The organism is Brevirhabdus pacifica (genome assembly GCF_002797755.1).
GTDB lineage: Bacteria > Pseudomonadota > Alphaproteobacteria > Rhodobacterales > Rhodobacteraceae > Brevirhabdus > Brevirhabdus pacifica.
This window is the reverse complement of record NZ_PGFI01000012.1, coordinates 112,209-135,747: the sequence shown is the minus strand read 5'-3', so window position 1 is coordinate 135,747 and position 23,539 is coordinate 112,209. Positions and strand designations below refer to the sequence as shown.

Annotated in this window: 23 protein-coding genes; 7 read left to right on the top strand and 16 right to left on the bottom strand. The window is 68.1% G+C overall.

Going from position 1 to position 23,539, the window contains the following annotated elements; genetic code table 11:
* Positions 1–58 precede the first annotated feature (58 nt).
* On the bottom strand, positions 59–1,081 hold the full coding sequence (locus tag CLV77_RS10175) for a Hint domain-containing protein (protein WP_076980656.1): 1,023 nt from the start codon (positions 1,079–1,081) through the stop codon (positions 59–61).
* 369 nt (positions 1,082–1,450) lie between these two features.
* Between CLV77_RS10175 and CLV77_RS10170 the strand changes: the two genes are divergently transcribed.
* The 3 genes from CLV77_RS10170 to CLV77_RS10160 all read left to right on the top strand — a co-directional run bounded on the left by CLV77_RS10170 (position 1,451) and on the right by CLV77_RS10160 (position 4,970).
* Positions 1,451–2,230, top strand: coding sequence for an SDR family oxidoreductase (locus tag CLV77_RS10170; RefSeq protein WP_076980657.1), 780 nt, complete (start codon positions 1,451–1,453; stop codon positions 2,228–2,230).
* Positions 2,231–2,394: 164 nt separating this feature from the next.
* Positions 2,395–3,780, top strand: a complete 1,386-nt coding sequence (locus tag CLV77_RS10165; RefSeq protein WP_076980658.1) for an SLC5/6 family protein — start codon at positions 2,395–2,397, stop codon at positions 3,778–3,780.
* A gap of 80 nt (positions 3,781–3,860) precedes the next feature.
* Positions 3,861–4,970, top strand: coding sequence for an ABC transporter ATP-binding protein (locus tag CLV77_RS10160; protein ID WP_233128117.1), 1,110 nt, complete (start codon positions 3,861–3,863; stop codon positions 4,968–4,970).
* 28 nt (positions 4,971–4,998) lie between these two features.
* Here CLV77_RS10160 and CLV77_RS10155 read toward each other — a convergent pair whose 3' ends face one another.
* Entirely contained in the window at positions 4,999–5,718 is a 720-nt protein-coding gene (locus CLV77_RS10155) for a helix-turn-helix transcriptional regulator (RefSeq protein WP_076980660.1), read from the bottom strand.
* Between the two features lie 241 nt (positions 5,719–5,959).
* On the opposite strand from CLV77_RS10155, the gene CLV77_RS10150 reads away from it, so the two are divergent.
* From CLV77_RS10150 to CLV77_RS10135, 4 genes are all read left to right on the top strand, one after another.
* The gene (locus CLV77_RS10150; RefSeq protein WP_076980661.1) at positions 5,960–6,238 is read left to right on the top strand and encodes a twin-arginine translocase TatA/TatE family subunit; all 279 of its coding nucleotides are present in this window, start codon (positions 5,960–5,962) and stop codon (positions 6,236–6,238) included.
* Positions 6,239–6,353: 115 nt separating this feature from the next.
* Entirely contained in the window at positions 6,354–6,929 is a 576-nt protein-coding gene (gene tatB, locus CLV77_RS10145) for a Sec-independent protein translocase protein TatB (protein WP_076980662.1), read from the top strand.
* Positions 6,926–8,032, top strand: coding sequence for a twin-arginine translocase subunit TatC (gene tatC / locus CLV77_RS10140; protein WP_076980663.1), 1,107 nt, complete (start codon positions 6,926–6,928; stop codon positions 8,030–8,032). Before tatB ends, tatC begins: the two co-directional genes overlap by 4 nt.
* Positions 8,033–8,080: 48 nt before the next feature.
* Positions 8,081–8,878: an ATP-binding protein gene (locus CLV77_RS10135; RefSeq protein ID WP_416171620.1), complete on the top strand. Its 798-nt coding sequence runs from the start codon at positions 8,081–8,083 to the stop codon at positions 8,876–8,878.
* Between the two features lie 193 nt (positions 8,879–9,071).
* On the opposite strand, the gene CLV77_RS10130 is transcribed toward CLV77_RS10135, so the two are convergent.
* The 14 genes from CLV77_RS10130 to CLV77_RS10065 all read right to left on the bottom strand — a co-directional run bounded on the left by CLV77_RS10130 (position 9,072) and on the right by CLV77_RS10065 (position 23,345).
* On the bottom strand, positions 9,072–10,298 hold the full coding sequence (locus CLV77_RS10130) for a M23 family metallopeptidase (RefSeq protein WP_100053073.1): 1,227 nt from the start codon (positions 10,296–10,298) through the stop codon (positions 9,072–9,074).
* 109 nt (positions 10,299–10,407) lie between these two features.
* Positions 10,408–11,049 (bottom strand): protein-L-isoaspartate(D-aspartate) O-methyltransferase, encoded by a 642-nt coding sequence (locus CLV77_RS10125; RefSeq protein WP_076980665.1) that lies wholly within the window; start codon positions 11,047–11,049, stop codon positions 10,408–10,410.
* A gap of 13 nt (positions 11,050–11,062) precedes the next feature.
* Positions 11,063–11,848: a 5'/3'-nucleotidase SurE gene (gene surE, locus CLV77_RS10120; RefSeq protein WP_076980666.1), complete on the bottom strand. Its 786-nt coding sequence runs from the start codon at positions 11,846–11,848 to the stop codon at positions 11,063–11,065.
* A gap of 173 nt (positions 11,849–12,021) precedes the next feature.
* On the bottom strand, positions 12,022–12,690 hold the full coding sequence (locus tag CLV77_RS10115; protein WP_076980667.1) for an SDR family NAD(P)-dependent oxidoreductase: 669 nt from the start codon (positions 12,688–12,690) through the stop codon (positions 12,022–12,024).
* 94 nt (positions 12,691–12,784) lie between these two features.
* Complete coding sequence (gene purF, locus CLV77_RS10110) at positions 12,785–14,248, bottom strand: amidophosphoribosyltransferase (protein ID WP_076980668.1); 1,464 nt, start codon at positions 14,246–14,248, stop codon at positions 12,785–12,787.
* A 258-nt stretch (positions 14,249–14,506) separates the two neighbouring features.
* Positions 14,507–15,073, bottom strand: a complete 567-nt coding sequence (locus tag CLV77_RS10105; protein ID WP_076980669.1) for a CvpA family protein — start codon at positions 15,071–15,073, stop codon at positions 14,507–14,509.
* Positions 15,074–15,110: 37 nt separating this feature from the next.
* Positions 15,111–16,478 carry a DNA repair protein RadA gene (radA, locus tag CLV77_RS10100; protein ID WP_076980670.1) on the bottom strand — a complete coding sequence of 456 codons (1,368 nt, stop codon included), beginning with the start codon at positions 16,476–16,478 and terminating at the stop codon, positions 15,111–15,113.
* A 13-nt stretch (positions 16,479–16,491) separates the two neighbouring features.
* Entirely contained in the window at positions 16,492–16,803 is a 312-nt protein-coding gene (locus CLV77_RS10095; protein WP_076980671.1) for a hypothetical protein, read from the bottom strand.
* A 112-nt stretch (positions 16,804–16,915) separates the two neighbouring features.
* Positions 16,916–17,884, bottom strand: coding sequence for a hypothetical protein (locus tag CLV77_RS10090; protein WP_076980672.1), 969 nt, complete (start codon positions 17,882–17,884; stop codon positions 16,916–16,918).
* Positions 17,885–18,144: 260 nt separating this feature from the next.
* On the bottom strand, positions 18,145–18,903 hold the full coding sequence (locus tag CLV77_RS10085) for a kinetochore Spc7 family protein (protein WP_076980673.1): 759 nt from the start codon (positions 18,901–18,903) through the stop codon (positions 18,145–18,147).
* A gap of 97 nt (positions 18,904–19,000) precedes the next feature.
* Positions 19,001–19,747, bottom strand: coding sequence for an ABC transporter ATP-binding protein (locus tag CLV77_RS10080; RefSeq protein ID WP_076980674.1), 747 nt, complete (start codon positions 19,745–19,747; stop codon positions 19,001–19,003).
* Positions 19,744–20,517 carry an MlaE family ABC transporter permease gene (locus CLV77_RS10075; RefSeq protein WP_100053089.1) on the bottom strand — a complete coding sequence of 258 codons (774 nt, stop codon included), beginning with the start codon at positions 20,515–20,517 and terminating at the stop codon, positions 19,744–19,746. Before CLV77_RS10075 ends, CLV77_RS10080 begins: the two co-directional genes overlap by 4 nt.
* Before the next feature lie 83 nt (positions 20,518–20,600).
* Positions 20,601–21,716, bottom strand: a complete 1,116-nt coding sequence (gene alr / locus CLV77_RS10070; protein ID WP_076980675.1) for an alanine racemase — start codon at positions 21,714–21,716, stop codon at positions 20,601–20,603.
* Between the two features lie 123 nt (positions 21,717–21,839).
* On the bottom strand, positions 21,840–23,345 hold the full coding sequence (locus CLV77_RS10065) for a replicative DNA helicase (RefSeq protein WP_076981199.1): 1,506 nt from the start codon (positions 23,343–23,345) through the stop codon (positions 21,840–21,842).
* Positions 23,346–23,539: the final 194 nt, after the last annotated feature.

Genomic DNA, 23,539 nt, shown 5'->3' with positions numbered 1-23,539 from the left:
CGATGCCCCGGGTAATCCCCGGTGGCAGCAACCTATTAAAGGACGTGATGAGGGGCGATCAGCTGCCGCTGGCGCGGCGCAAAGCCTCCGCCGCATCGACGCCGACGAAATTGGTGCCGCTGGCATCGAGCCCCCGCCGCTGCCGGGCGGCGCGGTCGGAATGGTTCTGGCGCAGGTCGCCCGCCATCTCGTCGGGCAGGGCGGCCAGGGTATGGCGGTTGACCATCAGCGACTCGGCGGCGATGCCCTCGGCGAAGATGATCTCGTGCTCGTCGAAGAGCAGGTGGAAGTAATCCACGAAACCGCCCTCGCGCTGATAGATGGTTTCGTCATTGACCAAGTACTTGGCCTTGATCAGCACCTCGGTCTGACCCAGCCCGATCTCGTCCCGGCGCTGGTAGATGAATAGCCGGTGGTCGGGCGACAGGATCAGGTCCTCGGCGTTGTTCAGCGCACCCTTGGTGATAACGATGGGCGCGAAATGGGAATGGGCGCGCACGGTCTGCGCGCCGATCCAGCGCACCGGGCGGGGCCCGTGATCACGGGTCAGCACCTCGTCGCCCACGGCCAGTTCCTCGACCGGGCGCTGGGCGCCGTTGCGCATGGTGATCCGGGTGCCCCGGGTGAAGGAGACGCAGGCGACCTCGGCCAGGTCCAGGTTCTCGCCCCGCTGATCGGCGTCGATCAGGGTGTATTCCATGCTGTGGCCCAGGGCGGAAAGCGGGCGCACGTAGCTTTCGCCGCCACAGGTCAGAAGCAGCACCTCAAGCAGGGCGCCGTTGTCGCCCATCAGCGTCATTCGTCCGGACAGGAGCAGAGCATCGCCCGGCGCGCCGACCTCGGAGCCGGGCGCGATGGTCTGACCCGCCCCCTCGATTGACGCCTCGTCGGCACCCGGTCCTGCGTGCACCAGTGTCAGCGGCGCCGCGCCCGGCACCAGCCGGTAGATGTCGCCGGGGTTCAACTCGTCGAAGGCGCAGGCGGGATGACCCATGTTGGCGCCCAGCGTGACCGCGAAATCGGCCGCGCGGTAGACCTGACAGCTTTGCGCGTCGGATCCGGTGGGCGATGGGGTGGTCATCTTTGTCTTCCTGCCTGGGGCCGGGGCGGCCGTGGTCCTGCGGTGGGTCTGCCGGGGGCGGGGCCGCGCCGGCATCTCATGTTCTGCGCCCGTTTCCGCGCCCGTGACAAGGGGGTCACAGGCGATTCCGCGCGGCTTTTCCGTCTGTTGTCTGCCGGCGATCATGCGCCTGGAATGTGGCCTGATGACGGGTCAAACGGGCTGATTTCGGGGCAGGCGGGCCGTGGGCGCACCGGGGCCGGGCCGGTTGCCAGTGGCGAATCGTGGTGAAATGCGATCATGTCGGCCCCAACGAGAATAGGATGAGGTCCCGGGGCCGGCACGAAACCATGCCGGCGATAAACGGGGCCAGCAAGGGAAGGAACGATCATGGATCTGGGTATCGCAGGAAAGCGCGCATTGGTTTGCGCATCGTCGAAGGGCCTTGGCCGGGGCTGCGCCGAGGCGCTGGCCGCCGCAGGTGTCGATCTGGTCATCAACGCCCGCAGCGCCGAGCCGCTGGAGGAAGCCGCCCGCAGCATCGCCGAGGTGCACGGCGTCAACGTGATCCCGGTCGCCGCCGACATCACCACCGACGAGGGGCGCGCGCGCGTGCTGGAGGCCGCGGGCGCGGTCGATATCCTTGTCACCAATGCCGGCGGCCCGCCCCCGGGCATGTGGACCGACTGGGACGAGGCCGATTTCCTGGCCGCCCTCAAGGCCAACATGCTGACGCCCATCGCCCTGATGAAGGCGCTGGTGCCGGGGATGATGGATCGCGGCTGGGGGCGGGTCGTCAACATCACCAGCCAGTCGGTCAAGGCGCCGATCGGCGTGCTGGGCCTGTCGAACTCTGCCCGGGCGGGCCTGACGGGCTATGTCGCGGGCACCTCGCGCCAGGTGGCCGGCAAGGGGGTGACGATCAACAACCTGCTGCCCGGCATCCATGCCACGGACCGGGCCATTTCGCTGGACGGCGGCGTGTCGCGGGCCCAGAACATCAGCATCGAAGAGGCCAAGGCAAACCGCTGCGCCACCATTCCCGCTGGCCGCTACGGCACGGCGCAGGAATTCGGCGCGACCTGCGCCTTCATGTGCTCGGTCCATGCCGGGTTCATGGTGGGCCAGAACATCCTGCTGGATGGCGGCGCCACCAACTCGACCCTCTGAGGGCAGCATCTTGGCCGTCCCCCGTGGGGGCGGCCGCTCACGTCTGCGTCAGGGCGCGCGGCGGGGCTTGGTCGCCGGGGGGCGGCCGCGCTAGGGCTTGGTTCGGCCCCTGAACGTCGGGGTGCAAGACACGCCCGCGCAACCCATTTTTCCACGGATCCGCCATGACCGCATTCCTCGTCCTTGCCGCCTTTCTTGCGCTGATGGCGCTTAGCTTTCTGGTGGTGCCGCGCCGCGCCACGGTCGAGGGGTTCTTCTCGGGGCTGGGGGAGGCCGGGGCGCCCGGCCTCTGGACGCTGGTGCTGAGTCAGGTGACGACCTGGATCTTCGCCCGGTCGCTGATGAACGCGGCGATCCTGGGCTATTACTACGGCATGCCCGGCACGCTGGCTTACACGGCCTATTACGCCTCGTTCCTGACCGGAGGGCTGATCGTCGACCGGCTGAGGGCGCGCGGGGCGCGGTCGGTGCAGGATTGGCTGAGGGAGCGTTTCGGCGCGGTCGGGCAAACCTGTTACGACCTGGTGGTCGGTCTGCGCCTTCTGTCCGAGGTCTTCGCCAACCTTCTGGTCGTCAGCCTGATCTTCGACGCCGTCCTGCCCGGGGTTGCCGGGGCGGGGACCATTGCGCTGATCGCGGTGGCGGCGCTGGCGCTGTCCTACTCGGCCTGGGGCGGGCTGTCGGCGGCGCTGCGCACGGATGTGGTGCAGATGCTGTTGTTTCTCGCAGTCTTCGGTCTCGCCTTCGTGGCGCTCTTGCTGCAACCCACGTTCTCTCTGGGGGCGGTGCTGACATCGGGCGGGGTCAGCGGGCCGGGCAACGGCTGGATCCTTCTGGCAGTGGCGGCATTGCAGGTCTTTTCCTATCCGGCCCATGACCCGGTGATGATGGACCGGGGCTTCATCGCCGGGCGCGAGGTGACGCGGCGCAGCTTTCTGCACGCCTTCTGGATCTCGTCGCTGTCGATCTTCGCCTTCGGCATGTTCGGCATTCAGGCGGGGATCGTCGGCGCCTCGGTCGAGGGGGGGCTGATCGGGGCCTGGGCGGGCATGTTCCCGCCCTGGGTCTTCGCGCTTTTGCTGCTGTCGCTGCTGGTCTCGGCCCTGTCGACGCTGGATTCCACCCTGGCCTCGGCGGCCCGGCTTTGCGCGGACGAGCTGAAGATCGTGCCGCGCAGCCTGGCGGGCGGCCGCATCGCGATGCTGGTCTTCACTGTGCTGGGGGCGGCGTTGTCGCTTTGGGGCAACCAGACGCTGTTCGATGCGGTGGCGGTCAGCGGCACCGCCTCGATGTTCCTGGCGCCGGTGCTGGCGATAGGGCTGCTGGCGGGACGCGATCTGTCGCGCGGCGCCTATCTTGCGGCCTTCGCGGCGGCGATGCTGGGGGCGCTGGCCTATCTTTTCCGGGACCTGCCGCTGGTCGCCGCCCTGCTGCCCGAGGGGCACAAGTACCTGCAGCTTCTGGTCATCTGCGTGGCGGTGCTGGTGGCGGGCTTCAGCGCGGCGTTTCTGGGAATGGGGCCGCGGCGGGCGGGGCAGGGTGGTGCCTGAACCCTTGCCCGCGCGGGCCGCGCCTGCTAATCCCCCGGCAATTCCGATAAGTTTGATCGGGAATGAGACATGAGGCAGGCGTGAGCGCAACCGCACCCAGGCTGGAAGTGAAGGGGCTGACACGAAGCTTCGACGGCCGCCGCGTGGTCGACGACGTGTCGTTCCAGGTGCCTGCCGGGCAGGTCACCTGCCTGCTTGGTCCCTCGGGCTGCGGCAAGTCCACGACCCTGCGCCTGATCGCCGGGGTCGACCGCCAGGACGCGGGCGAGATCCGTGTCGACGGCGAGATCATCGCCGATAACCAGTTCCATCAGCCGCCCGAACGCCGCCCCATCGGGTTGATGTTCCAGGATTTTGCGCTGTTCCCGCATCTGACCGTGGCCGAGAACGTGGCCTTCGGTCTCGACGGTCCGCTGCGGCGCCACCGCGACCGGGTGCACGAGCTTCTGAGCCGGGTCGACATGACCCGCTTTTACGAGATGCATCCCCACCAGCTTTCGGGCGGCGAGCAGCAGCGCGTGGCCCTGGCCCGCGCCCTGGCGCCGCGCCCGCGCATCATGCTGATGGACGAACCCTTCTCGGGCCTCGACAACCGCCTGCGCGACGAGGTCCGCGACGCCACCCTCGACATCCTGCGCGAGGAGGGGGCCTCGGTCCTGCTGGTCACCCATGAGCCCGACGAGGCCATGCGCATGGCCGACGAGATCGCCCTGATGCGCGGCGGCCGGATCGTGCAGCGCGGCGCGCCCTACAACATCTACAACGCCCCCGTGGACCGGGCGGCGGCGGGGTTCTTCTCGGACATCAACGTCATTCGTGGCACCAGCCACGGCGCCCTGACCGAAACCCCGTTCGGAGAGTTTCTGACCCCTGGCCACCCCGACAACACCGAGGTCGAGATCGTCTTCCGCCCGCAGCATCTGCGCATCGATTTCGACCGGGCAGGGCGCGGCCCCAACCCCACGCCCACCCACGGCGTGCCCGCGCGCGGGCTGGTCCGCCGGGCGCGGTTCATGGGCCGCGAAAGCCTGGTGGAGTTCACGATGGAATCCGACGGATCGCGCCTGCACGCGGTGGTGCCGGGCGTATTCCTGCCCAACCCCGACACGCCCCTGTGGCTGACCGTGCGCCGGGACCAGTGTTTCGTCTTCCCGGTGCGCCGGGGCGAACAGGCGGCACCCCGGGGCTGAGGCGGCCGGGCCCGATCTGGGTTGAATCCTACTCGGTTGTTTTTGTCGGGGCAGGGCGCGAAGCGGGGCGGGCCGCAGGTGTGCCGGCACGGTAATCGGCCAGGGTCTTGCCCGGCTCGTCCACGAAAAGCCCTTGCAGCACGTCCATCCGCCGGATCCGGTCCAGCCGGAAGGCGCGAAAGCCGCCCTCCGTCTCGCACCAGCTGGTGCAGGTCCAGACGCGGCCCCAGTAATCCAGCTCCAGTGGCCGGATCACCAGCGCGACCTCGGTGCCGTCGCCCTCATCATGCAGGACGCGCAGTTTCTGGCGCGCCCGGATCGCGGCCCTGAGGCGCGGCATGTGAGCAAAGCCGCCCGCGGCGTCCGCGAAGGGATAGACGGCAAAGCCGAAGCCCGCGGGCGGGGCGCTGCGGTCCTCGGGCAGGACGGCGTCGATACGGGCCGAGAGGGATCGCGCGGCTTCGCGCAGCTCTCCGTCGCCAGCATCGCCGACCACGGCCAGTCCCACGTGCAGCGCCTCAAGCTCGGTCAACGACAGGTTCAGGGGCGGCAGGGTGACATCCGCCGTCGCCCGGTAGCCCAGGCCGCGCGCCCCCTCCACCGGCACGCCCGAGGCCGCCAGCGTGTCCAGGTCCCGGTAGATCGTGCGCAACGAGACACCGGTTTCGCGGGCCATGTCCTCGGCCCGGTGCACGCGGCCGTCGCGCAGCAGGCGCACGAGTTCCATCAGCCTGTCGGATCGACTCATCGGGTGGATTTCCTTTATCGGGACCGGCGGTTTCGTGGCCCTTCCGGGCAGCATTCCGCCGGGTAAACTGTCATCAGGATGACAACTGACAGAATAGTGACACAAATTGTCACCTGAAACCCCCAAAACGCCCCTTCGCGTGGCGAATTGCGCTTTTCACCCATCCGAGGGGGGCATAGATAGCCAAGTGGATTTATTGGGGGCGTGCCAGGATCGCCGCCCCGAGATGGGAGACAGGAACATGCTCAACAATATCGGCCTTCCCGGCCTTCTGCTTATCGCCGTCGTCGTTCTGGTGCTGTTTGGCCGGGGCAAGATCTCCTCGCTGATGGGCGAGGTCGGCAAAGGCATCACCTCGTTCAAGCGCGGTGTCGCCGAGGGCAGCAAGGAAGAGGAAGAAAAGGACGCCGAGACGCGCGCCGTCGAGAACCAGACTGCCGCGCCCCGCGACGTTACCCCCGCCACTTCCGACGAGACCGTCGTCGTTCCGCCCAAGTCCGGCACCACCGACAAGGCCTGAGACCGGGACCGGGTTTCGACCCGGGACAGAATCCGAGCAAAGCCGCGCGGCCGGCAGGGCCGCCGGAGGTTAGCGAAGTGACGATGCCCCGCGCGCCGGGGCCGGGGGACTTGTCATGTTGGACATTGGTTGGACAGAACTGCTTCTGATCGGGATCGTGGCGCTGATCGTCGTCGGTCCCAAGGATCTGCCGGGCATGTTCCGGCAGCTTGGCCGTTTCACGGCCCGCATCAAGGGCATGGCCCGGGACTTCCAGCGGGCGATGGACGAGGCCGCCGACGAGGCCGGCGTCAAGGACGTGGCCAAAGACCTGCGCGAGACCACCTCCTCCAAGAACCTGGGGCTGGATTCGGTGACCGAGGCCGCCACCAAGTTCAAGGACTGGGACCCCTCCAAGCCGCAGAAGGTGATGGGCTCGGAATCGGCGAAGCTGGCCAGCGAGCGTGCGGATGCCGCGCGCAAGATCCACAGCGCCACCGCCCAGGCGGCCGAGAAGCGCCTTGCCAAGGAGGCCGCCGCCGAGGCGTCCGCCAAGGCCGCGCCCGCCAAGGCAGCCGCCAAGCCGGCGGCGAAACCCGCCGCCAAGAAGCCCGCTGCCGCCAAGAAGCCCGCCGCGAAGAAGCCGGCGGCAAAGACGGCCTCGAAACCTGCCGCGAAACCCTCTGCAAAGACGCCGAAGGCTGACACATGACCCAAAGTGACGAGCTTGACGACGGCGCAATGCCGCTGATCGAACACCTGGCCGAGCTGCGCACCCGTCTGATCCGGTCGGTCCTGGCCTTCATCGTCGGCATGGTGATCTGTTTCACCGTCTGGAACCCGATCTTCAACTTCCTGACGCAACCGATCTGCGGCCAGCTGGCCGAGCGGGGTCAGGATTGCGGCCTCATCCTCATCAAGCTGCAGGAAGGTTTTTTCGTCGCCATCCAGATCTCGCTTGTCGGTGGCTTCATCCTGTCCTTTCCCTTCATCGGCACCCAGCTTTGGCGGTTCGTGGCGCCCGGCCTCTACAAGAACGAGCGCAACGCCTTTCTGCCCTTCCTGCTGGCCAGCCCGATCATGTTCTTCCTGGGCGCGGCCTTTGCCTTCTATGTGGTGATCCCGCTGGCCTTCGACTTCTTCCTGGGGTTCCAGCAGGTCGGCATGGCGCCTGTCCCCGTCGACGGGGAGGTAACGGCCGTCGACGGCACGCTTGGCACCGCCGGCATCACCTTCCAGGGCTCGGTCGCCGAATACCTGGCGCTGACGCTGAAATTCATCGTGGCCTTCGGCCTGTGCTTCCAGCTTCCCGTCCTGCTGACGCTGATGGGCAAGGCCGGGCTTGTCAGCTCGGAAGGGCTGGGCAACGTGCGCAAATACGCAGTCGTGGCCATCCTTGTGCTGGCCGCCGTTGTCACCCCGCCCGATGTCATCACCCAGGTGATCCTGTTCGTCGTGGTCTACGGGCTTTACGAGATCTCGATCCATCTTGTCCGCCGTGTCGAGCGCAAGCGCGAGGCCGACCTGCGCGCCCAGGGCCTGTGGTTCGAGGATGAAGAGGACGAGGATACGGACGCTGCCGCCGGCACCACCCCCGAGGCCAGCTGGGCCGACGAGGAGATCGCCGACGCCGAGCGCCGCAAGGCCGCGATGCAGGACGAGGACGAAGAATACGACCCCATCTTCGCCGAGTTCGACGAGGACGAGGAAGACGCCGAGGATCTGGAAGGCCTGCCTGGCCGCGATGATCCCGACGACGCGTCCGGTCGCAAACCCGGGACCTCGAAGCCCGACGCAGACGACAAGAAAGACTGAGCCGTGAACGACCAGACCCTGACCCGCATCGCCGAGGCGCTGGAGCGCATGAGCCCGCCGCCCCTCGACGCCCCGGATTTCGACGCCGCCGACGCCTTTGTCTGGCATGTCGAGCCGGACCGGCTGGAGCCGGTTGCGCGGGTCAATCGGGTCGACCTGTCGCTGCTGATCGGCGTCAACCGGGCCCGGGACGAGCTGTTGGAGAACACCCGACAGTTCGCCCGGGGCTTTCCGGCCAACAACGCCCTTCTGTGGGGCGCGCGGGGGATGGGAAAATCGTCGCTGGTAAAGGCGGTGCACGCCCAGATCCTGTCGGAGGGCACGGCGCTGAAGATCGTCGAGGTCCAGCGCGAGGATCTGCCATCGATCGCGCGGCTGCTGAACCTGCTGCGCCAGTCCGAGGCGCGCTTCGTGCTCTTCTGCGACGACCTGTCTTTCAGCCATGACGACCAGCATTACAAAAGCCTCAAGGCCGTGCTGGACGGCGGGATCGAGGGGCGGCCCGAAAACGTGCTGTTCTATGCCACGTCGAACCGGCGCCACCTGATGCCCCGGGACATGATCGAGAACGAGCGTTCCTCGAGCATCAATCCGAGTGAGGCGGTCGAAGAGAAGGTCTCGCTGTCGGACCGCTTCGGCCTGTGGCTGGGCTTCCACCCGTGCAGCCAGGACGAGTATCTGTCGATGATCCGGGGCTATTGCGACGCCTATGGTCTGGAGATCGACGACGAGACCCTGCGCGCCGAGGCCATCGAGTGGCAGGCGACGCGCGGGTCACGCTCGGGCCGCGTGGCGTGGCAGTATTTCACCGATCTGGCTGGGCGCCGGGGCGTCAAGCTGGGCTGAATGCCGGCAACGCTCCCGTTTCGGCCCGGAACGGCCGGGTAGGGGGCACGCCGCTCCCGACCCATACCCTTCACCTGATATGACAATGGACGGCCTGAATGCGCCCTCTGGGGCGTTGACTGTCGTCTGGGGATGGGAAGCCTGCATTGGGACCGAGGGCGGTCAGGCGGGGCCCCAGAGGCCCCGCGCCCGCTTATTGCAGGTAGGGCTCCGGATCGACCGACTCGAACCCTTTGCGCACTTCGAAATGCACGAAGCTGGGGTTTGAATCCCGCACCTTGGCCAGGGTCTGGCCCTTCTTGACCGTATCGCCCTTCTTGACCGTGATGCCCGAGATGTTGGCATAGACGGTCAGCAGGTTGTCGGGGTGGCGCAGCACCAGGATCGGGACCTGGTCGGTGTCGCGGGTGATCGCGGCCACCTCGCCGCCCGTGGCTGCCCGCACGGTCGATCCGACCGGGGCCGAGATGTCGATCCCTTCGTTCCGTCCCTTGGAGTAGGGGCGGATGATGGCGCCGGTCACCGGGTAGAGCATTTTCGACGGGTCCGACGACACCGTGCGCGAACTGGCCATGTCGGGGGAGGCCGGAACGGCGGCCGCCGCCGAGGCGACACTTTCGGCCGGCAGGGGCCGCGAGGCGCTGGGCGGCGTCGGCGTGCGCGATCCGGCACCGGGTGCCGCGTTGTCTGCCACGGCGCGGCCCACGCTGCCCCCGGGCGGGATCAGCAGGACCTGGTCCACGCGCACCGTCAGGTTCGGATCGAGGTTGTTCCAATCGGCCAGAGAGCGCACAGACACCCCGTAAAGCCGCGAGATGGAATAGGCCGTCTCGCCACGCGCGACGCGGTGGCGCCGGGGTTCGGGCGTGTCGTCGGCCACCCGGCTGGTCGTCACCTCGGCGCTGCGGGCCGAGGTTGCGGTGCCGGAGGCGCTGGCCTGGCCCGCGCTGCGCGACTGGGTGCCGGGCGCGCCCAGGGGCGCATCGGTCGAACGGTCGATCGCGCTGGAGGCAAGGGCAGTGATGTCGCCCCGGCCGCCCGTCGTGGCCGACTGACCGGTGCCGGCGCTTTCGGCGACACGGCTGGGCAGGGCCAGCAACTCGCCGTTGCGCAGGTTGGTGTCGGTCGTCAGGCCGTTGTAACGCGCCAGTTCCTTGCCATTCAGGCCCAGCCGGGCGGCCACGTCGCCGACGCTTTCGCCACCGCGCGCCAGGGCCACCTGGTAACTGGGGTAGGAGATGACGCCGCGCGCGTCGCTGTCGGGCCGCTGCGCCGTCTGGCGCGCGGCGCTGGCGGTCTCGAACCCGCCGCCAAGACTGCGCATGTCGGGGTCGAACCCCTGCGCGCAACCCGCAATACCCATCAGCGCCGCCAGCAGCAGCGGTGTCCGTGCCCGGACGCGTCCCCGTGTCAGGATCATCTGCCCCATCCTCTATGCCTTCGCGCGCTGGTCGTCCCGGACCATGCGCTCCGCCTCTTCACGCTTGCGCGTCTTGCCGGTCCCCGTGTGCCCGAGGTTGCCGATCCTTCTACTCCTGCGCCAGCCCCTCGACCAGAGGGACGAAACGGACCGGGCGCAATTCCTCGTAGTCGAACCCGCCCTCGTGGCGGGTGACCTTTATAAGGCTCTGAACCGTGTCGGACTGTCCGACCGGCACCACCATGATACCGCCTACGCGCAGTTGCGCCAAGAGGGGGCCGGGGGGGTCCTCGGCGGCGGCGGTGACCAGGATGCGGTCGAAGGGCGCTTGTTCCTCCAGACCGAACGATCCGTCGGCGGTGATGACGGTGACATTGGTCAGGTCCAACCGCTCGATCACCTTGCGCGCGTCGCGGGCCAGGCGCCGGTGACGGTCGACCGTGTAGACCCGCCGCGCCAGCAGGCTGAGGATCGCCGCCTGGTAGCCCGAGCCGGTCCCGACCTCCAGCACCTTGTGGCGGGGCTGCACGTCCAGCGCCTGGGTCATCAGCCCCACGATCGAGGGCTGGCTGATGGTCTGGCCGCAGGCGATGGGCAGGGGCATGTCCTCGTAGGTGCGGCTGGTGAAGAGGCCGCGAACGAAATCGCCCCGGTCGATCCGCTCCATCGCCGTCAGCACCCGCGCGTCCGTCACCCCCTTGGAGCGCAGGGCATAGAGGAACTGCATCTTGCGTTCGGCATCCAGGGTCATGGCAGGCGGCCCCTCATTGCAGGCGTTCCCGCAGGGGGGCCAGCGCGTCGTGGGCGGTCAGGTCGGCGCGCATGGGCGTGATCGAGATATAGCCGTCCAGGTTGGCCTCGGCATCGGTGCCGGCGTCGGTCGGCACGTCCTGCGGGCCGCCCTTGATCCACAGGAACTTGCGCCCCGAGGGGGAGAAATGCGGCTCGACCCCGAAGAAGGTCTCGCGGCGATAACCTTGGGCCACCACCTTCTGACCCAGAACCTCGGCGCCGGGGACGGGGGGAAAGTTGACGTTGTAGAAAAGACGGTAGTCGTCGCCGTCCCAGATCGCGCCGTCGATCAGCGAGCGGACGCAGGCCGCCCCGTGCTGCACGGCCGCATCGAAGGGATCGTCGGCCAGCGCGTTGCGGGGGCCGAAATACTGGGACAGGGCCACCGCGGGCAGGCCCTGAAGCGCGGCCTCGATCGCGCCGCCGACGGTGCCTGAATAAAGGGCGTTCTCGGCGGCGTTATTGCCCCGGTTGACCCCCGACAGCACCAGGTCGGGCAGGCAGTCGGACATGATGTCGCCGACGGCCGCCAGCACGCAATCGGCCGGGGACCCTTCGGCCGCGAAGCGGCGGGGGCCCAGCTCGGCCACCATCATCGGGTGGGTGTAGCTGATGGCGTGACCGACGCCCGATTGCTCGAAGGCGGGGGCAACGGTCCAGACCTCTCCGCCGGGGCCGGCGATCTCGGAGGCGATATCTTCAAGGACCTTGAGGCCGGGGGCGTTGATGCCGTCGTCATTGGTGATGAGTATGCGCATGCGCGGTGCGGCCCCTTCTGCTCTGTCTGCGAGTGATAGTGGAGGGGGCGGGGCGCGTAAAGCGGTGCCGCGCCGTGTGGGGCGAGGCAGGGCCGTGCTGTTCCTCAAGGGCCGCAGGCGGGCCCGCGGCAGCAGGTGGCGGTGCCGCCCGCGCGGGGCGGGCGGCGACGGGGTCAGCCCGCGAGATCCAGTTCGCGCAGAAGGCGCGCGGCCTCGTCGCGCGGATCGCTCAGCGCGGCGCGATCCTCGCCGGGATGGAACCGGGCGCGGGTGGCGGTGGGCATCGGGTTGGGGGTGACGATGCTGACGCGCAGACCGCTGCGTGCATTTTCGGCCTGCCAGGCTCGTGCCAGCGACAGCTGGGCGGCCTTGGTGGCCCCGTAGGCGCCGTAGAACTTGCCGGAGGCCTGAGCATCCTCGAAGAAGACCGCCGCGCTGTCGGGGGTCGCCTGAAGCAGCGGGTCGACCATGGTGATCAAGCGCTGGGTGCCGGTGGCGTTGATCTCGACCGACTTGGCCCAGTCGCGCCCGTCCACATGGGCCGCCGGCGCCAGCGGGGCGGCGTGGATCGCGGCGTGGACGAAAAGGTCCAGCCGGCCCCAGCGATCGTAGATCGAACGGCAGAGTTGCTGCATCGCGGCTTCGACCGTCAGGTCCATGGGGGCCAGGGTGGCCTGGCCGCCGGCGGCGCGGATGCGGTCGTCCAGCTCTTCAAGCGCGCCGGTGGTGCGCGCCAGGGCGATGATGTGATGGGTGGGGGCAAGGGCCTCGGCCAGGGCCGCGCCCAGCCCGCGCGATGCCCCGGTTACCAGGGCGATCTTGGGATCAGGGGATGTATTCATGGAGCGTCTCTTGCCCAAGCGCCGGGCCAAGGTCAAGCGCGGGCGTTGGTCCGGCGCGCCCGCCCACAGGGGCGGCGTGCCGGGGCAGGCGATGCTACTCGGCGGCCTTCAGGGCGAAGCCGCGTTCGATCATGTCCGAGGGCTTGACCGGGTATTCGCCCGAGAAGCAGGCGTCGCAATAGCGCGGGGCCGCGGGATCGCGGCCGCCGGCCTCGCCCACGGCCTTGTAAAGCCCGTCGAGCGAGATGAAGCGCAGGCTGTCGACGCCGAGATGGGCGCACATCTCGTCCTCGGTCATCTGGGCGGCCAGCAGCTTGTCGCGTTCGGGCGTGTCGACGCCGTAGAAGCAGGGCCATGCGGTGGGCGGCGAGGCGATGCGGAAGTGCACCTCCTTTGCGCCGGCATCCAGGATCATGTCCTTGATCTTGCGCGAGGTCGTGCCGCGCACCACCGAGTCGTCCACCAGCACCACCCGCTTGCCGCGGATCAGCGCCCGGTTGACGTTCAGCTTCAGGCGCACGCCCATGTTGCGGATCTGTTCGGTCGGTTCGATGAAGGTGCGGCCCATGTACTGGTTGCGCACGATACCCATGCCGAAGGGAATGCCTGATTCCAGCGCAAAGCCGATGGCGGCGGGGGTGCCGCTGTCGGGCACGGGGCAGACAAGATCGGCATCGACCGCCGACTCGCGGGCCAGGCCGCGGCCGATGGCCTCGCGCGTCTCGTAGACCGAGCGGCCGCCGAGGATCGAGTCGGGGCGCGAGAAATAGACATGCTCGAAAATGCAGAAGCGCGAGGGCTTGCGGTCGAAGGGCTGGTAGCTTTCGACGCCCTTTTCGGTGATGACCACCATCTCGCCCGGCTCGATCTCGCGCACGAATTCGGCGCCGATGATGTCCAGCGCGCAGGTCTCCGATGACAGCGCCCAGCCTTCGCCGACCCGGCCCAGGACCAGCGGGCGAACGCCCAGCGGGTCGCGCACGCCGATCAGCTTGGTGCGGGTCATGGCAACGACCGAGAAGGCCCCCTCGACCCGGCGCAGCGCATCCTTCATCCGTTCGGGGATGTTCTGCTGAAGCGAACGGGCCATCAGGTGGATGATGCATTCGCTGTCCGACGACGACTGGAAGATCGAGCCGCGCTCGATCAGCTCGCGCCGCAGGGCGTTGGCGTTGGTGATGTTGCCGTTATGGGCGATGGCCGCGCCGCCCATCGAGAATTCGCCGAAGAAGGGCTGCACGTCACGGATCTGCGTCGGCCCCTTGGACCCGGAGGTCGAGTAGCGCACGTGCCCGATGGCGATGGGCCCGGGCAGCGTTTCCATCAGCGAGGCCTTGGTGAAGTTGTCGCGCACATAGCCGAAGCGGCGGGCCGAGTTGAAACCAAGGGTGGCGTCGTGGCTGACGATACCGCCGGCCTCCTGTCCCCGGTGTTGCAGCGCGTGCAGGCCAAGGGCCACGAAGTTGGCCGCGTCGGCGACACCGACGACACCGAAAACGCCGCATTCCTCGCGCAGCTTGTCATCGTCGAAAGGATGGGCGGGGGGTAACGGGCTCATGCAGAGGTGCTCCGATTGTCGCGGGCAGGTTCCGTATCGCAGTTGCGACCGACATAATGGCGAATTGGCTGTCTGTCACCACGCAGTGACGTAGCGTCCTTGATCGCGGTTTTCAACCGCCGCTCCCCCTGTAGAGGGCGGGGTGCGCCAGTGTCGCAGGCAGGCGGGACACGGCGGCGGCCGTGGCGGCAACGGGCAGGACAGGCGAAGCGGGCCGGGCGCTGGCGTCCCGGCCTGCGGAAAAGGGGATCATCGGCATCAGCGGGTTTCGGTGGGGGTGCACTGACCGACCAGGTCTTCGTAGCGGGCGGTGATCCAGCCGGGCAGGTCGGTGGGGACCTGACGCTCGACATTCTCCTCGACGCGGCTGAAGACCCCGGCAGAGCGCGAATTGTCGATCACGGGGATCGACTGATCCACCACCACCCGGTCGTAGACCAGGAAGGCCACCGCGACCAGGACGATGCCGCGCAGGGCGCCGAAGACGAAACCCAGACCCTGGTCGAACCCGCCCAGGGCCGAGCGGCGCACGACGCCGGAAAAGAGCGGCGTGAACAGCGACACCACGACAAGGGCCAGGGCGAAGACGGCGGCGAAGGCGGCGATGGTCGAAAGTTCGCAGCTGTCGGTCAGGAAGTCGCCGACATAGGGCAGTTCCTTGACCAGCGGCTCGGCCTGGGCGGCGAAGAGGAAGGCCAGGATGGCCGCCGCGATCCAGCCCAGGATCGACATGACCTCGCGCACGAAACCGCGCGAATAGGCCAGCAGTGCCGACACGACGATGACGAAGCCCACGACTGCGTCGACGACCGTAAATCCATCCATGCTCTGCCTCCTGGCATTCTGATCTTGTTCGCGCTTATCAACCGGCGCCGAAAACCTCACCGACAAAGCCTGTCAGATCGGCGATTTTCCGGACCGACAGCCCGCTGTCGCCGCTGATCTTGGATCCGTCCGGGGCGATGGCCGCTGTGAAACCAAGTTTTTGCGCCTCTTTCAACCTATTTTCGGTCTGGCCTACCGGGCGCAGCGCCCCCGACAGGCTGAGTTCGCCGAAAACCACGCAATCGGCGGGCAAGGCGGCATCTTCCCGCGCAGACAGAAGTGCGGCCGCGACGGCAAGGTCGGCGGCGGGTTCCGAGATGCGCATTCCGCCCGCCACGTTCAGGTAGACGTCGAGCCCCGCGAACGAGATGCCGCAACGGGCCTCGAGCACGGCCAGCACCATCGACAATCGGCCGCTGTCCCAGCCCACGACCGAGCGGCGCGGCTGGCTGAGCGAGGAGGGCGCGACAAGGGCCTGAAACTCGACCAGGACAGGCCGGGTGCCCTCTATTCCGGCGAAAACCACCGATCCCGGCGCCGGGCGGTCGCGGTCCGACAGGAAAAGAGCGGAGGGGTTGGCGACCTCGGCCAGCCCCTCGCCGGTCATCTCGAAGACGCCGATCTCGTCGGCCGGGCCGAAGCGGTTCTTGACGGCGCGCAGGATGCGGAACTGATGCCCGCGCTCGCCCTCGAAATAGAGCACCGTGTCGACCATGTGCTCGACCACCCGGGGACCGGCGATCTGCCCCTCCTTGGTGACGTGGCCGACCAGGATGACGGCGGTGTTCCGCTGCTTTGCGAACTGCGTCAATTCGTGCGAGGCCGCGCGCACCTGGGAAACCGATCCCGGGGCACTGTCGACCGTGTCCGACCACATGGTCTGGATCGAATCGATGATGGCAAGGTCCGGGCGCTCGGCGTCGAGGGTGGTGAGGATGTCGCGCAGGTTGGTCTCGGACGCCAGGCGCACCGGCGCGTCGGCCAGACCCAGGCGCTGCGCCCGCATGCGGACCTGGGCCGTCGCCTCCTCGCCCGAGACATAGACACAGCTCATGCCCGAATTGGCAAAGCTGGCGGCGGCCTGAAGCAGCAGGGTCGACTTGCCGATGCCCGGATCGCCGCCGACCAGCACCGCCGATGCGGGCACCAGACCGCCGCCCAGCACGCGATCCAGTTCCTCCATGCGCGAGCGGGTGCGCGGCGGCGGGGTTTCGTTGGTGGCCAGATCGCTAAGCGGGATCTGCCGGCCACGGACACCGCCCAGGGTGCCGCGCGTGGGGCCGCTGGACAGGGGAACATCCTCGGAGATGGTGTTCCATTCCCCGCAGGCGTCGCAATTGCCCGCCCATTTCTTGTGACGCGCGCCGCAATTGGCGCAGACGAAGCTGGAGGAGGATTTTGCCATGGCTTCTTTTCGGTCACCCGCCGACAAACGGCAAGCCCGTGAACAGCGCCACGGCAAAGAAGAGGGGGGCCAGTGGCAGGACGCGGTTGAAACCGCGCTCAAACCCGACCAGCAGCGCGGCGGCGGGCGCCAGGAGCAGCGCCACCAGTCGTGCGGGTCCGGGTGCCGCAAGGCTGACGGCCAGCATGCCGGCGACGATCAGCCCCGCCACCAGCAGGTGCAGCACGCGCAGCCGCCCGGTGCTGCCGGCGGCCCGTCCGACCGAGAAGATCAGCGCGGCGAAAAGGCTCGCCGCCAGTGCGATGCCGGCAAGGACGGGGATCATCGGGCGGATCGCCCTTCTGTCCGGTCGGGCGCGCGGCATGTCGCAAGGGCGGTTGCCCCGCACGAAGCGGGGGCCGCGGCAAGGGGCCAGCGCGGGGGAGGGGTCCGCAAGCTCAGTTCGCCGGCTTGGGCGTCACCACATGCGCGGCGAAGGAGCTGGACGGGATCACCGGCCCGCTGAGGCTGTCGTGGTACTCGCCGGCGATCGTGGCGCTTTGGGCCGCGATCCGGGCCGCCTTGGTCGCGGCCTTGAGCGAGCGTGCGCCGGGCGCGGTGCGGGCGGCCAGCGTGGCCTCGGCCCCGTCGCCGGGCTTGCCGGCCAGCGGCACGACATTGGCATCGCTACCCTCGTTGCCGGTCGAGATGCTGACGATCTCAAGCCCGATCTCGGGCAGAAGATCGGCCAAGTCCCGCTCCAGCCGCGAGATCTGCTTCACCGCCAGCCGCTCGTCGGCCTTCACGTCCTGGATCCAGCGGCGCAGCTCGTCGCAGGTGGCGGTTGCGGCGCGGATGCGGTCGCGCAGGTCCTGCACCTCCTCTTGGCGCTGGCGCAGGAAGGTGCGGGCGCGGGCGACCTTCTCGTCGGAATAGGTCAAGGCCAGGTCGCGGGTGACATGGCTCATCTGGCCTGCAACCTCGATCAGGCCGGGCTCAAGCTCGGCCAGGTCGGGATGCTCTCGCAGGTATTCCATGCGGTCGCGGACGCTGTCGAACTCCGACGACAGGGTGAATTCGCCAGAGCGGTCGGCGCTGTGCGAGATCTGATAGGCCCGGGCCACGTCGTCCATCGAGATCTTGAAATTGCGATGGGCCTTCTCCAGCGTCAGGATACGCCCCGAGGCCGGCACGAAGAACAGCAGCGCGACGCACAGCACGCTGAAGCCGATTTGCAGCATCATGCCCGCGCCCGGAATGGCCAGGTTGCCAAGGCCTGCCGTGACCTCAAGCCAGGGCAGCACGCCGAGCGCCGAGAAAACGGTGGTGGTGACGGACGCGGCGGCCAATGCCACCACGGCGCAAAGCGCGATTATCTGGAACAGGTTTCGGAAAAGCGCCCAGCTGCGCACGTTGAAAAATGACATCTCAAATCCTCCCCCAAGGATTTCATGATCACACCTCAAAACCCCTTCAAATGGAAGCGTTATCGGGTTCGGGTTGCCATGTCGGAAACGATCACGTCCCTCAAGAATGAACCATTTCCCGATTTGAGACAAGAAATCCCCAATGCCGATAATGACGCATGGGGCGGGGGAAAAGCACAAAGGGGGTCTGTGCAAACGAATCGCGCCCCGCCTTGGGGGCGGAGCGCGATCGGAAAGCGGGGAAATTTGGTGAGGCGTGGTTACTCGGCGGCGACCGCGTAGACCTTGGGCTTGCCCTCCTTGCGGGGGCGTTCGAAGCCGAGGTCGGGCAGAAGCTCGGCCAGGCGCTCTTCCAGTTGCTGGATCTGCGAGCGGACGGTGGCCTCCTCGACATCGACCGAGTCATACCAGCGCTTGAGCTGCGCGGTGGTCGCATGGGCCTCGGAGATGGATTTCTGGGTGCGCTCGATCTCTTCCTGGCGCTGGGTCAGGAAGTTGCGGGCACGGGCCACCTTCTCGTCCGAGTAGATCTCGGCCAGCTCGCGGCTCGTGTGGCTCATCTCGGCGGCGGCCTCGATCACCGAATGCTCCAGCTCGGGCAGCTCGGGGTGGTTGGCCAGGAAGCGGATGCGCTCCTTGATGCTGTCGAACTCGGCCGACATCTGGAACACGCCCTCACGGTCGGCACGGTGGCACAGGGCATAGGCCTCGGCCACGTCGCTCATGGTGATGGCAAAGTCGCGGTGGCTGCGCTCAAGCTGCAGGACGCGCAGGCTGGAAGGGATGAAGAAGCACAGGGCGACGAGGATCAGGGTAACCACCGACTGGACGACAACGCCGCCCCAGGCATAGGTGGTCTCGCCGAAGGTGACCGGCAGGTTCAGCCAGGGCAGAACGCCCGCGATGGCCGCGATTGTCGCCGCCGATGCGGCGATGGCCAATACGGCGATGACCATGATCGACAAGCCCTGGATGGCCGATTTGACCCACCCGGTCGCTGATTTCCGACGTTCCTGCATGTTATTTCCCTCCGGTTCGCTTTCGCAGGACATACGCGGGGGGGGATGGATTGGTTCCCGCGCAGGACGGGGAATAGCGATCACTTTTGGGTAAGTGTCACCTTATCGCCTCGATCGGGCCGTCGGCACGGCCGTGCACGAACTGGTCGAGGTAGGGGTTGCCCGAGTGGTCCAGCCGCGACACTGGCCCCGTCCACTGGATGATCCCGTCATGCAGCATCGCGACGTTGTCGGCGATGGTGCGCACCGAGGTCATGTCGTGGGTGATGGTGATGGTGGTGGCACCCATGTCGGTGACGATTTCGCGGATCAGATCGTTGATGACGCCGGACATGATCGGGTCCAGCCCGGCGGTCGGCTCGTCGAAGAAGATGATCTCGGGCTCGGCGGCGATGGCGCGGGCCAGTGCCACGCGCTTTTGCATGCCGCCCGACAGCTCGGCTGGGTAAAGCTCGGCGACATCGGGTTTCAGGCCGACGCGGCGCAGCTTCTCGATCGCGATTGCGCGGGCCTCCTCGCGGGGGCGGCGAAGGGATCCGCGCAGCAGCCGGAAGGCGACGTTCTGCCAGACGGGCATCGAATCGAACAGCGCACCGGCCTGGAAGAGCATGCCGAACCGCGCCAGGAAACTGTCGCGGTCAGCCAGGGTCACGTCCTGACCATCGACCAGGATCTGGCCCCGGTCCGGGCGCACGAGGCCCAGGACCGTGCGGATCGTCACCGACTTGCCGGTGCCCGAGCCGCCGATCACCACCATCGAGGTGCCCTTTTCCACGTGCAGGTCCACGCCCCGCAGGACGTGCTTGGAGCCGAAGCTCTTGTGGATATCGCGCAGCTCGATCATGCGGCGAAGAACAGGTTGGTCAAAAGGAAGTTGGCCGCCAAGATCAGGATCGAGGCCGAGACCACGGCGTCGATGGTCGCCCGTCCCACGCCCCGCGCCCCCCGGCCCGAGCGCATGCCGTGGAAACAACCCATCAGCGCCACGATGAACCCGAAGGCCGCGCCCTTGATCAGGCCCGATACCACGTCCCACGTCTCGAGGAAGTCGACCGTGTTCTTCAGGTAGGCGGCGGCGTTGAAGTCCAGCGTCGTGATGCCGACGAGGTATCCGCCGAGGATGCCGATCGCGTCGCCCACACCCACCAGGACCGGCAGCGCCAGCGTCGCGGCCAGCACCCGCGGCACGGTCAGGTATTTCATCGGGTCGGTCGACAGGGTGACGAGGGCGTCGATCTGCTCGGTCACCTTCATGGTGCCGATCTCGGCCGCGATGGAGGCCGCGACCCGGCCCGCCACCATCAGCCCGCCCAGCACCGGGCCCAGTTCGCGCACCATGCCGATGGCGACGATGGAGGGGACCACCGCCTCGGCCGAGAACCGCGCGCCGCCGGCATAGATCTGAAGCGCCAGCGCGCCGCCGGTGAACAGGGCGGTCAGCCCGACGACCGGCAGGCTGAAATAGCCGATAGTCAGCAAGGCATTCAGGAATTCGCGCCCGTAGAAGGGCGGGCGAACCATGTGGGTCACGGTCAGGCCGGCGTAGATCGCGACCTGGCCGACCGAAGCCAGAAGATGCAGGGAGGAGCGTCCGACCGATGCAAGGGCAGCCATCAGCCAGGCCAGCAGGCGGCGCGCGGGACCGGGGCGCCCGTCCTCGGTGCCCTTGGGGGCGGCCCCGGCTGCGCCCGGTCCTGTCATGGCGTCGTCACCGGCGCGGGCTGCCCTGCCGCGTCGGGGGAGGCGATGTCGGCCCCGGCCTCGCCCAGGTAGCGCCGCTCGTAGCGGTGGCCAAGCTGGGTCAGCACCTCGTAGCCGATGGTCCCGGCAAGATCCGCGATCCGGTCCACGCCCTGGGCGGGGCAGATCAGGTCCAGCGTCTCGGGAACCTCGGGCAGGGCCGAGACATCCACCGTCAGCAGATCCATCGAGACGCGCCCGGCCAGCGGACAGGGCGTGTCGCCCGCAAAGACCTGCCCGATGTTCGACAGGTGCCGCGTGATGCCGTCGGCATAGCCGCCGCTCAGCGTCGCGATCCGCGTCGGCTGCCGCGCGGTCCAGCTTCCGCCGTAGCCCACAGTCTCGCCCGGGGTCAGGTTGCGCACCTGGATCACCGGCAGGCTCAGCCGCACCACGGGCTCGGCGCGGGTGAAGGGCGCACCGCCGTAAAGGCCGACGCCGGGACGGGTGACGTCGAAATGATACTCGGGCCCCAGCAGGATGCCCCCCGTCGCCGAAAGCGAGCGGGGCACGTTGCAGCCCTCGGTCATCTGGCGGAACGTGTCGAGCTGGGCGCGGTTCTGGCCCAGGTGCGGCTCGTCCGAGCAGGCAAGGTGGCTCATGATCAGCACCGGCCCCTGGGCCAGGGCCGCGGCCCGCACCGGCGCCCAGTCCGAGGGTTCCATGCCCAGGCGGTTCATGCCGCTGTCGAGCTGCACGCCGAAAGCATGGCCGGGAAGGAACTGGAGGTGACGGCTGAGCTGCTCGGGAGAGTTCAGCATCGGCACCAGCCCGTGGTCGCGCAGAAGCGCGGCGTCACCCGCCATGTGCCCCGAAAAGACCAGGATCTGCGGCCCTTCGTCCAGCGACCCGCCCAATGCCTGGCGCAGCGCCGCGCCCTCCTCGGCCAGGGCCACGAAGAAGCGGCGCGCGCCGGCCCGCGCCAGCGCCTTGCCGACGATGCCGGCGTTCAGCCCGTAGCCGTCGGCCTTGACCACCGCGCCGGTTTCGACGCTGCCCGCCGACAGGCGGTCGAGGGCGCGCCAGTTCGCAACAAGCGCGTCGAGATCGATGGAGAGAATGCCTTTGGCCATGTCAGCGGTATCCGAAGGGTTGGGGTCGAGGTCAAGGGCAAACCCGGGCTTTCAGGTTGCGGCCCGAAGCGCAGGGGAGGGGGCGCGCCCGGCCTGCGCGCGCGGCGCAACCGGGCCGCGGGATCAGAACCCCACGTCGGGCCCGCCGCCACCCTCGTTGTTTTGCCAGGGGCGCACCAGGTTGCCGAAGCGGGTGAACTGGCCCTCGAAGCTCAGCTCCACCGTGCCGATGGGGCCGTGGCGCTGCTTGCCGATGATGACCTCGGCCTTGCCGTGCAGACGCTCCATCTCGGTCTGCCACGTGGCCATCGCCTCAAGATCGTGATCGCCGGGCTTCTCGCGTTCCTTGTAGTATTCCTCGCGGAACACGAACATCACCACGTCGGCGTCCTGCTCGATCGAGCCCGATTCACGCAGGTCCGAAAGCTGGGGGCGTTTGTCTTCGCGGTTCTCGACCTGACGCGACAGCTGCGACAGGGCGATGACGGGGATGTCCAGTTCCTTGGCGATGGCCTTGAGGCCTTGGGTGATCTCGGACACCTCGTTGACGCGGCTGTCCTTGGCCGTGGCCGGGCGGACAAGCTGCAAATAGTCGATGATCAGCACGTCCAGCCCGTGGGTCCGCTTCAGGCGGCGGGCGCGGGCGGCCAGCTGGCTGATCGGCAGGGCGGGCGTGTCATCGATGTAAAGCGGGCAGGATTCCAGCGACTTGGCAGCCTCGACAAAGCGGCGGAACTCGGTCTCGGTCATGTCGCCGCGGCGGATCTGTTCGCTGGGCACCTCGGCGGCCTCGGAAAGGATCCGCGCGGCCAGCTGCTCGGCCGACATCTCGAGCGAGTAGAAGCCGACGACGCCGCCGTCGACCGTGCCGTCCGAGCCGTCGGGCGTGCGCCCGCGCTTGTAGGCCTTGGCGATGTTGAAGGCGATGTTGGTGGCCAGCGACGTCTTGCCCATCGAGGGCCGGCCCGCCAGGATCAGAAGGTCCGAGCGGTGCAGGCCGCCCAGCTTCTTGTCCATGTCGATCAGACCTGTCGAGACGCCGGCAAGCCCGCCCTCGCGCTGATAGGCGGCGTTGGCGACGTTGACGGCGTCGGTCACGGCCTTCAGGAAGGACTGGAAGCCGCTGTCGGTCTTGCCCTGTTCGCCCAGCTTGTAAAGCGCCTGTTCGGCCTCGACGATCTGGTCCTTGGGCTCGCTTGCGACCTCCATCTCCCGCGCCTTGGCCGAGATGTCGCCGCCCAGCCGGATCAGCTCGCGCCGGATCGCCAGATCATAGATCATCTGCGCATAGTCCCGCGCCGCGAAGGCCGAGATCGCCGCGCCCGCAAGACGCGCCAGGTAGGCCACGCCGCCCAGCTCGCCCAGGCCGGGATCCTCCTCGAGGAAAGGTTTCAGCGTGACGGGAGAGGCCAGGGCGTTCTTCTGGATCCGCGCGGCGGCGATCTCGAAGATACGCGCGTGCACCGGCTCGTGGAAATGCTCGGCCCCGACGATCGAGGCGATGCGGTCGTAAAGGTCGTTGTTGGTCAGGATCGCGCCCAGCAGCTGCTGCTCGGCCTCGATGTTGTGGGGCATGGATTCGGCCCCCGCCACGCCCGCCAGCGGCAGGTTGGCCGAGGCGACGGTCATGCCCGTGCCGGTCGCGGGGGCGGTGGCCGCACCGGCCTCGCCCTCCGCTCCCGATTCCTGCGCCTTGCCCGGAATCGTGCTGATCTCGTTCATTGTCTGTCCCCGCTCACCTCACCCGGCGGCCATTGCGGCCATCGGGCGCGCGGACGTCGCCCAGGGCGCGTCCGACATTATCAGGCCCGTCTCTCCGTCAC

Bases quoted from the DNA above. Each gene is read 5' to 3' on its own strand.
- CLV77_RS10175 (WP_076980656.1), bottom strand. From the start codon at position 1,081: ATGACCACCCCATCGCCCACCGGATCCGACGCGCAAAGCTGTCAGGTC.
- CLV77_RS10170 (WP_076980657.1), top strand. From the start codon at position 1,451: ATGGATCTGGGTATCGCAGGAAAGCGCGCATTGGTTTGCGCATCGTCG.
- CLV77_RS10165 (WP_076980658.1), top strand. From the start codon at position 2,395: ATGACCGCATTCCTCGTCCTTGCCGCCTTTCTTGCGCTGATGGCGCTT.
- CLV77_RS10155 (WP_076980660.1), bottom strand. From the start codon at position 5,718: ATGAGTCGATCCGACAGGCTGATGGAACTCGTGCGCCTGCTGCGCGAC.
- CLV77_RS10150 (WP_076980661.1), top strand. From the start codon at position 5,960: ATGCTCAACAATATCGGCCTTCCCGGCCTTCTGCTTATCGCCGTCGTC.
- tatB (WP_076980662.1), top strand. From the start codon at position 6,354: ATGTTGGACATTGGTTGGACAGAACTGCTTCTGATCGGGATCGTGGCG.
- tatC (WP_076980663.1), top strand. From the start codon at position 6,926: ATGACCCAAAGTGACGAGCTTGACGACGGCGCAATGCCGCTGATCGAA.
- CLV77_RS10135 (WP_416171620.1), top strand. From the start codon at position 8,081: ATGAGCCCGCCGCCCCTCGACGCCCCGGATTTCGACGCCGCCGACGCC.
- CLV77_RS10130 (WP_100053073.1), bottom strand. From the start codon at position 10,298: ATGATCCTGACACGGGGACGCGTCCGGGCACGGACACCGCTGCTGCTG.
- CLV77_RS10125 (WP_076980665.1), bottom strand. From the start codon at position 11,049: ATGACCCTGGATGCCGAACGCAAGATGCAGTTCCTCTATGCCCTGCGC.
- surE (WP_076980666.1), bottom strand. From the start codon at position 11,848: ATGCGCATACTCATCACCAATGACGACGGCATCAACGCCCCCGGCCTC.
- CLV77_RS10115 (WP_076980667.1), bottom strand. From the start codon at position 12,690: ATGAATACATCCCCTGATCCCAAGATCGCCCTGGTAACCGGGGCATCG.
- purF (WP_076980668.1), bottom strand. From the start codon at position 14,248: ATGAGCCCGTTACCCCCCGCCCATCCTTTCGACGATGACAAGCTGCGC.
- CLV77_RS10105 (WP_076980669.1), bottom strand. From the start codon at position 15,073: ATGGATGGATTTACGGTCGTCGACGCAGTCGTGGGCTTCGTCATCGTC.
- radA (WP_076980670.1), bottom strand. From the start codon at position 16,478: ATGGCAAAATCCTCCTCCAGCTTCGTCTGCGCCAATTGCGGCGCGCGT.
- CLV77_RS10095 (WP_076980671.1), bottom strand. From the start codon at position 16,803: ATGATCCCCGTCCTTGCCGGCATCGCACTGGCGGCGAGCCTTTTCGCC.
- CLV77_RS10090 (WP_076980672.1), bottom strand. From the start codon at position 17,884: ATGTCATTTTTCAACGTGCGCAGCTGGGCGCTTTTCCGAAACCTGTTC.
- CLV77_RS10085 (WP_076980673.1), bottom strand. From the start codon at position 18,903: ATGCAGGAACGTCGGAAATCAGCGACCGGGTGGGTCAAATCGGCCATC.
- CLV77_RS10080 (WP_076980674.1), bottom strand. From the start codon at position 19,747: ATGATCGAGCTGCGCGATATCCACAAGAGCTTCGGCTCCAAGCACGTC.
- CLV77_RS10075 (WP_100053089.1), bottom strand. From the start codon at position 20,517: ATGGCTGCCCTTGCATCGGTCGGACGCTCCTCCCTGCATCTTCTGGCT.
- alr (WP_076980675.1), bottom strand. From the start codon at position 21,716: ATGGCCAAAGGCATTCTCTCCATCGATCTCGACGCGCTTGTTGCGAAC.
- CLV77_RS10065 (WP_076981199.1), bottom strand. From the start codon at position 23,345: ATGACCGTCGCCTCGGCCAACCTGCCGCTGGCGGGCGTGGCGGGGGCC.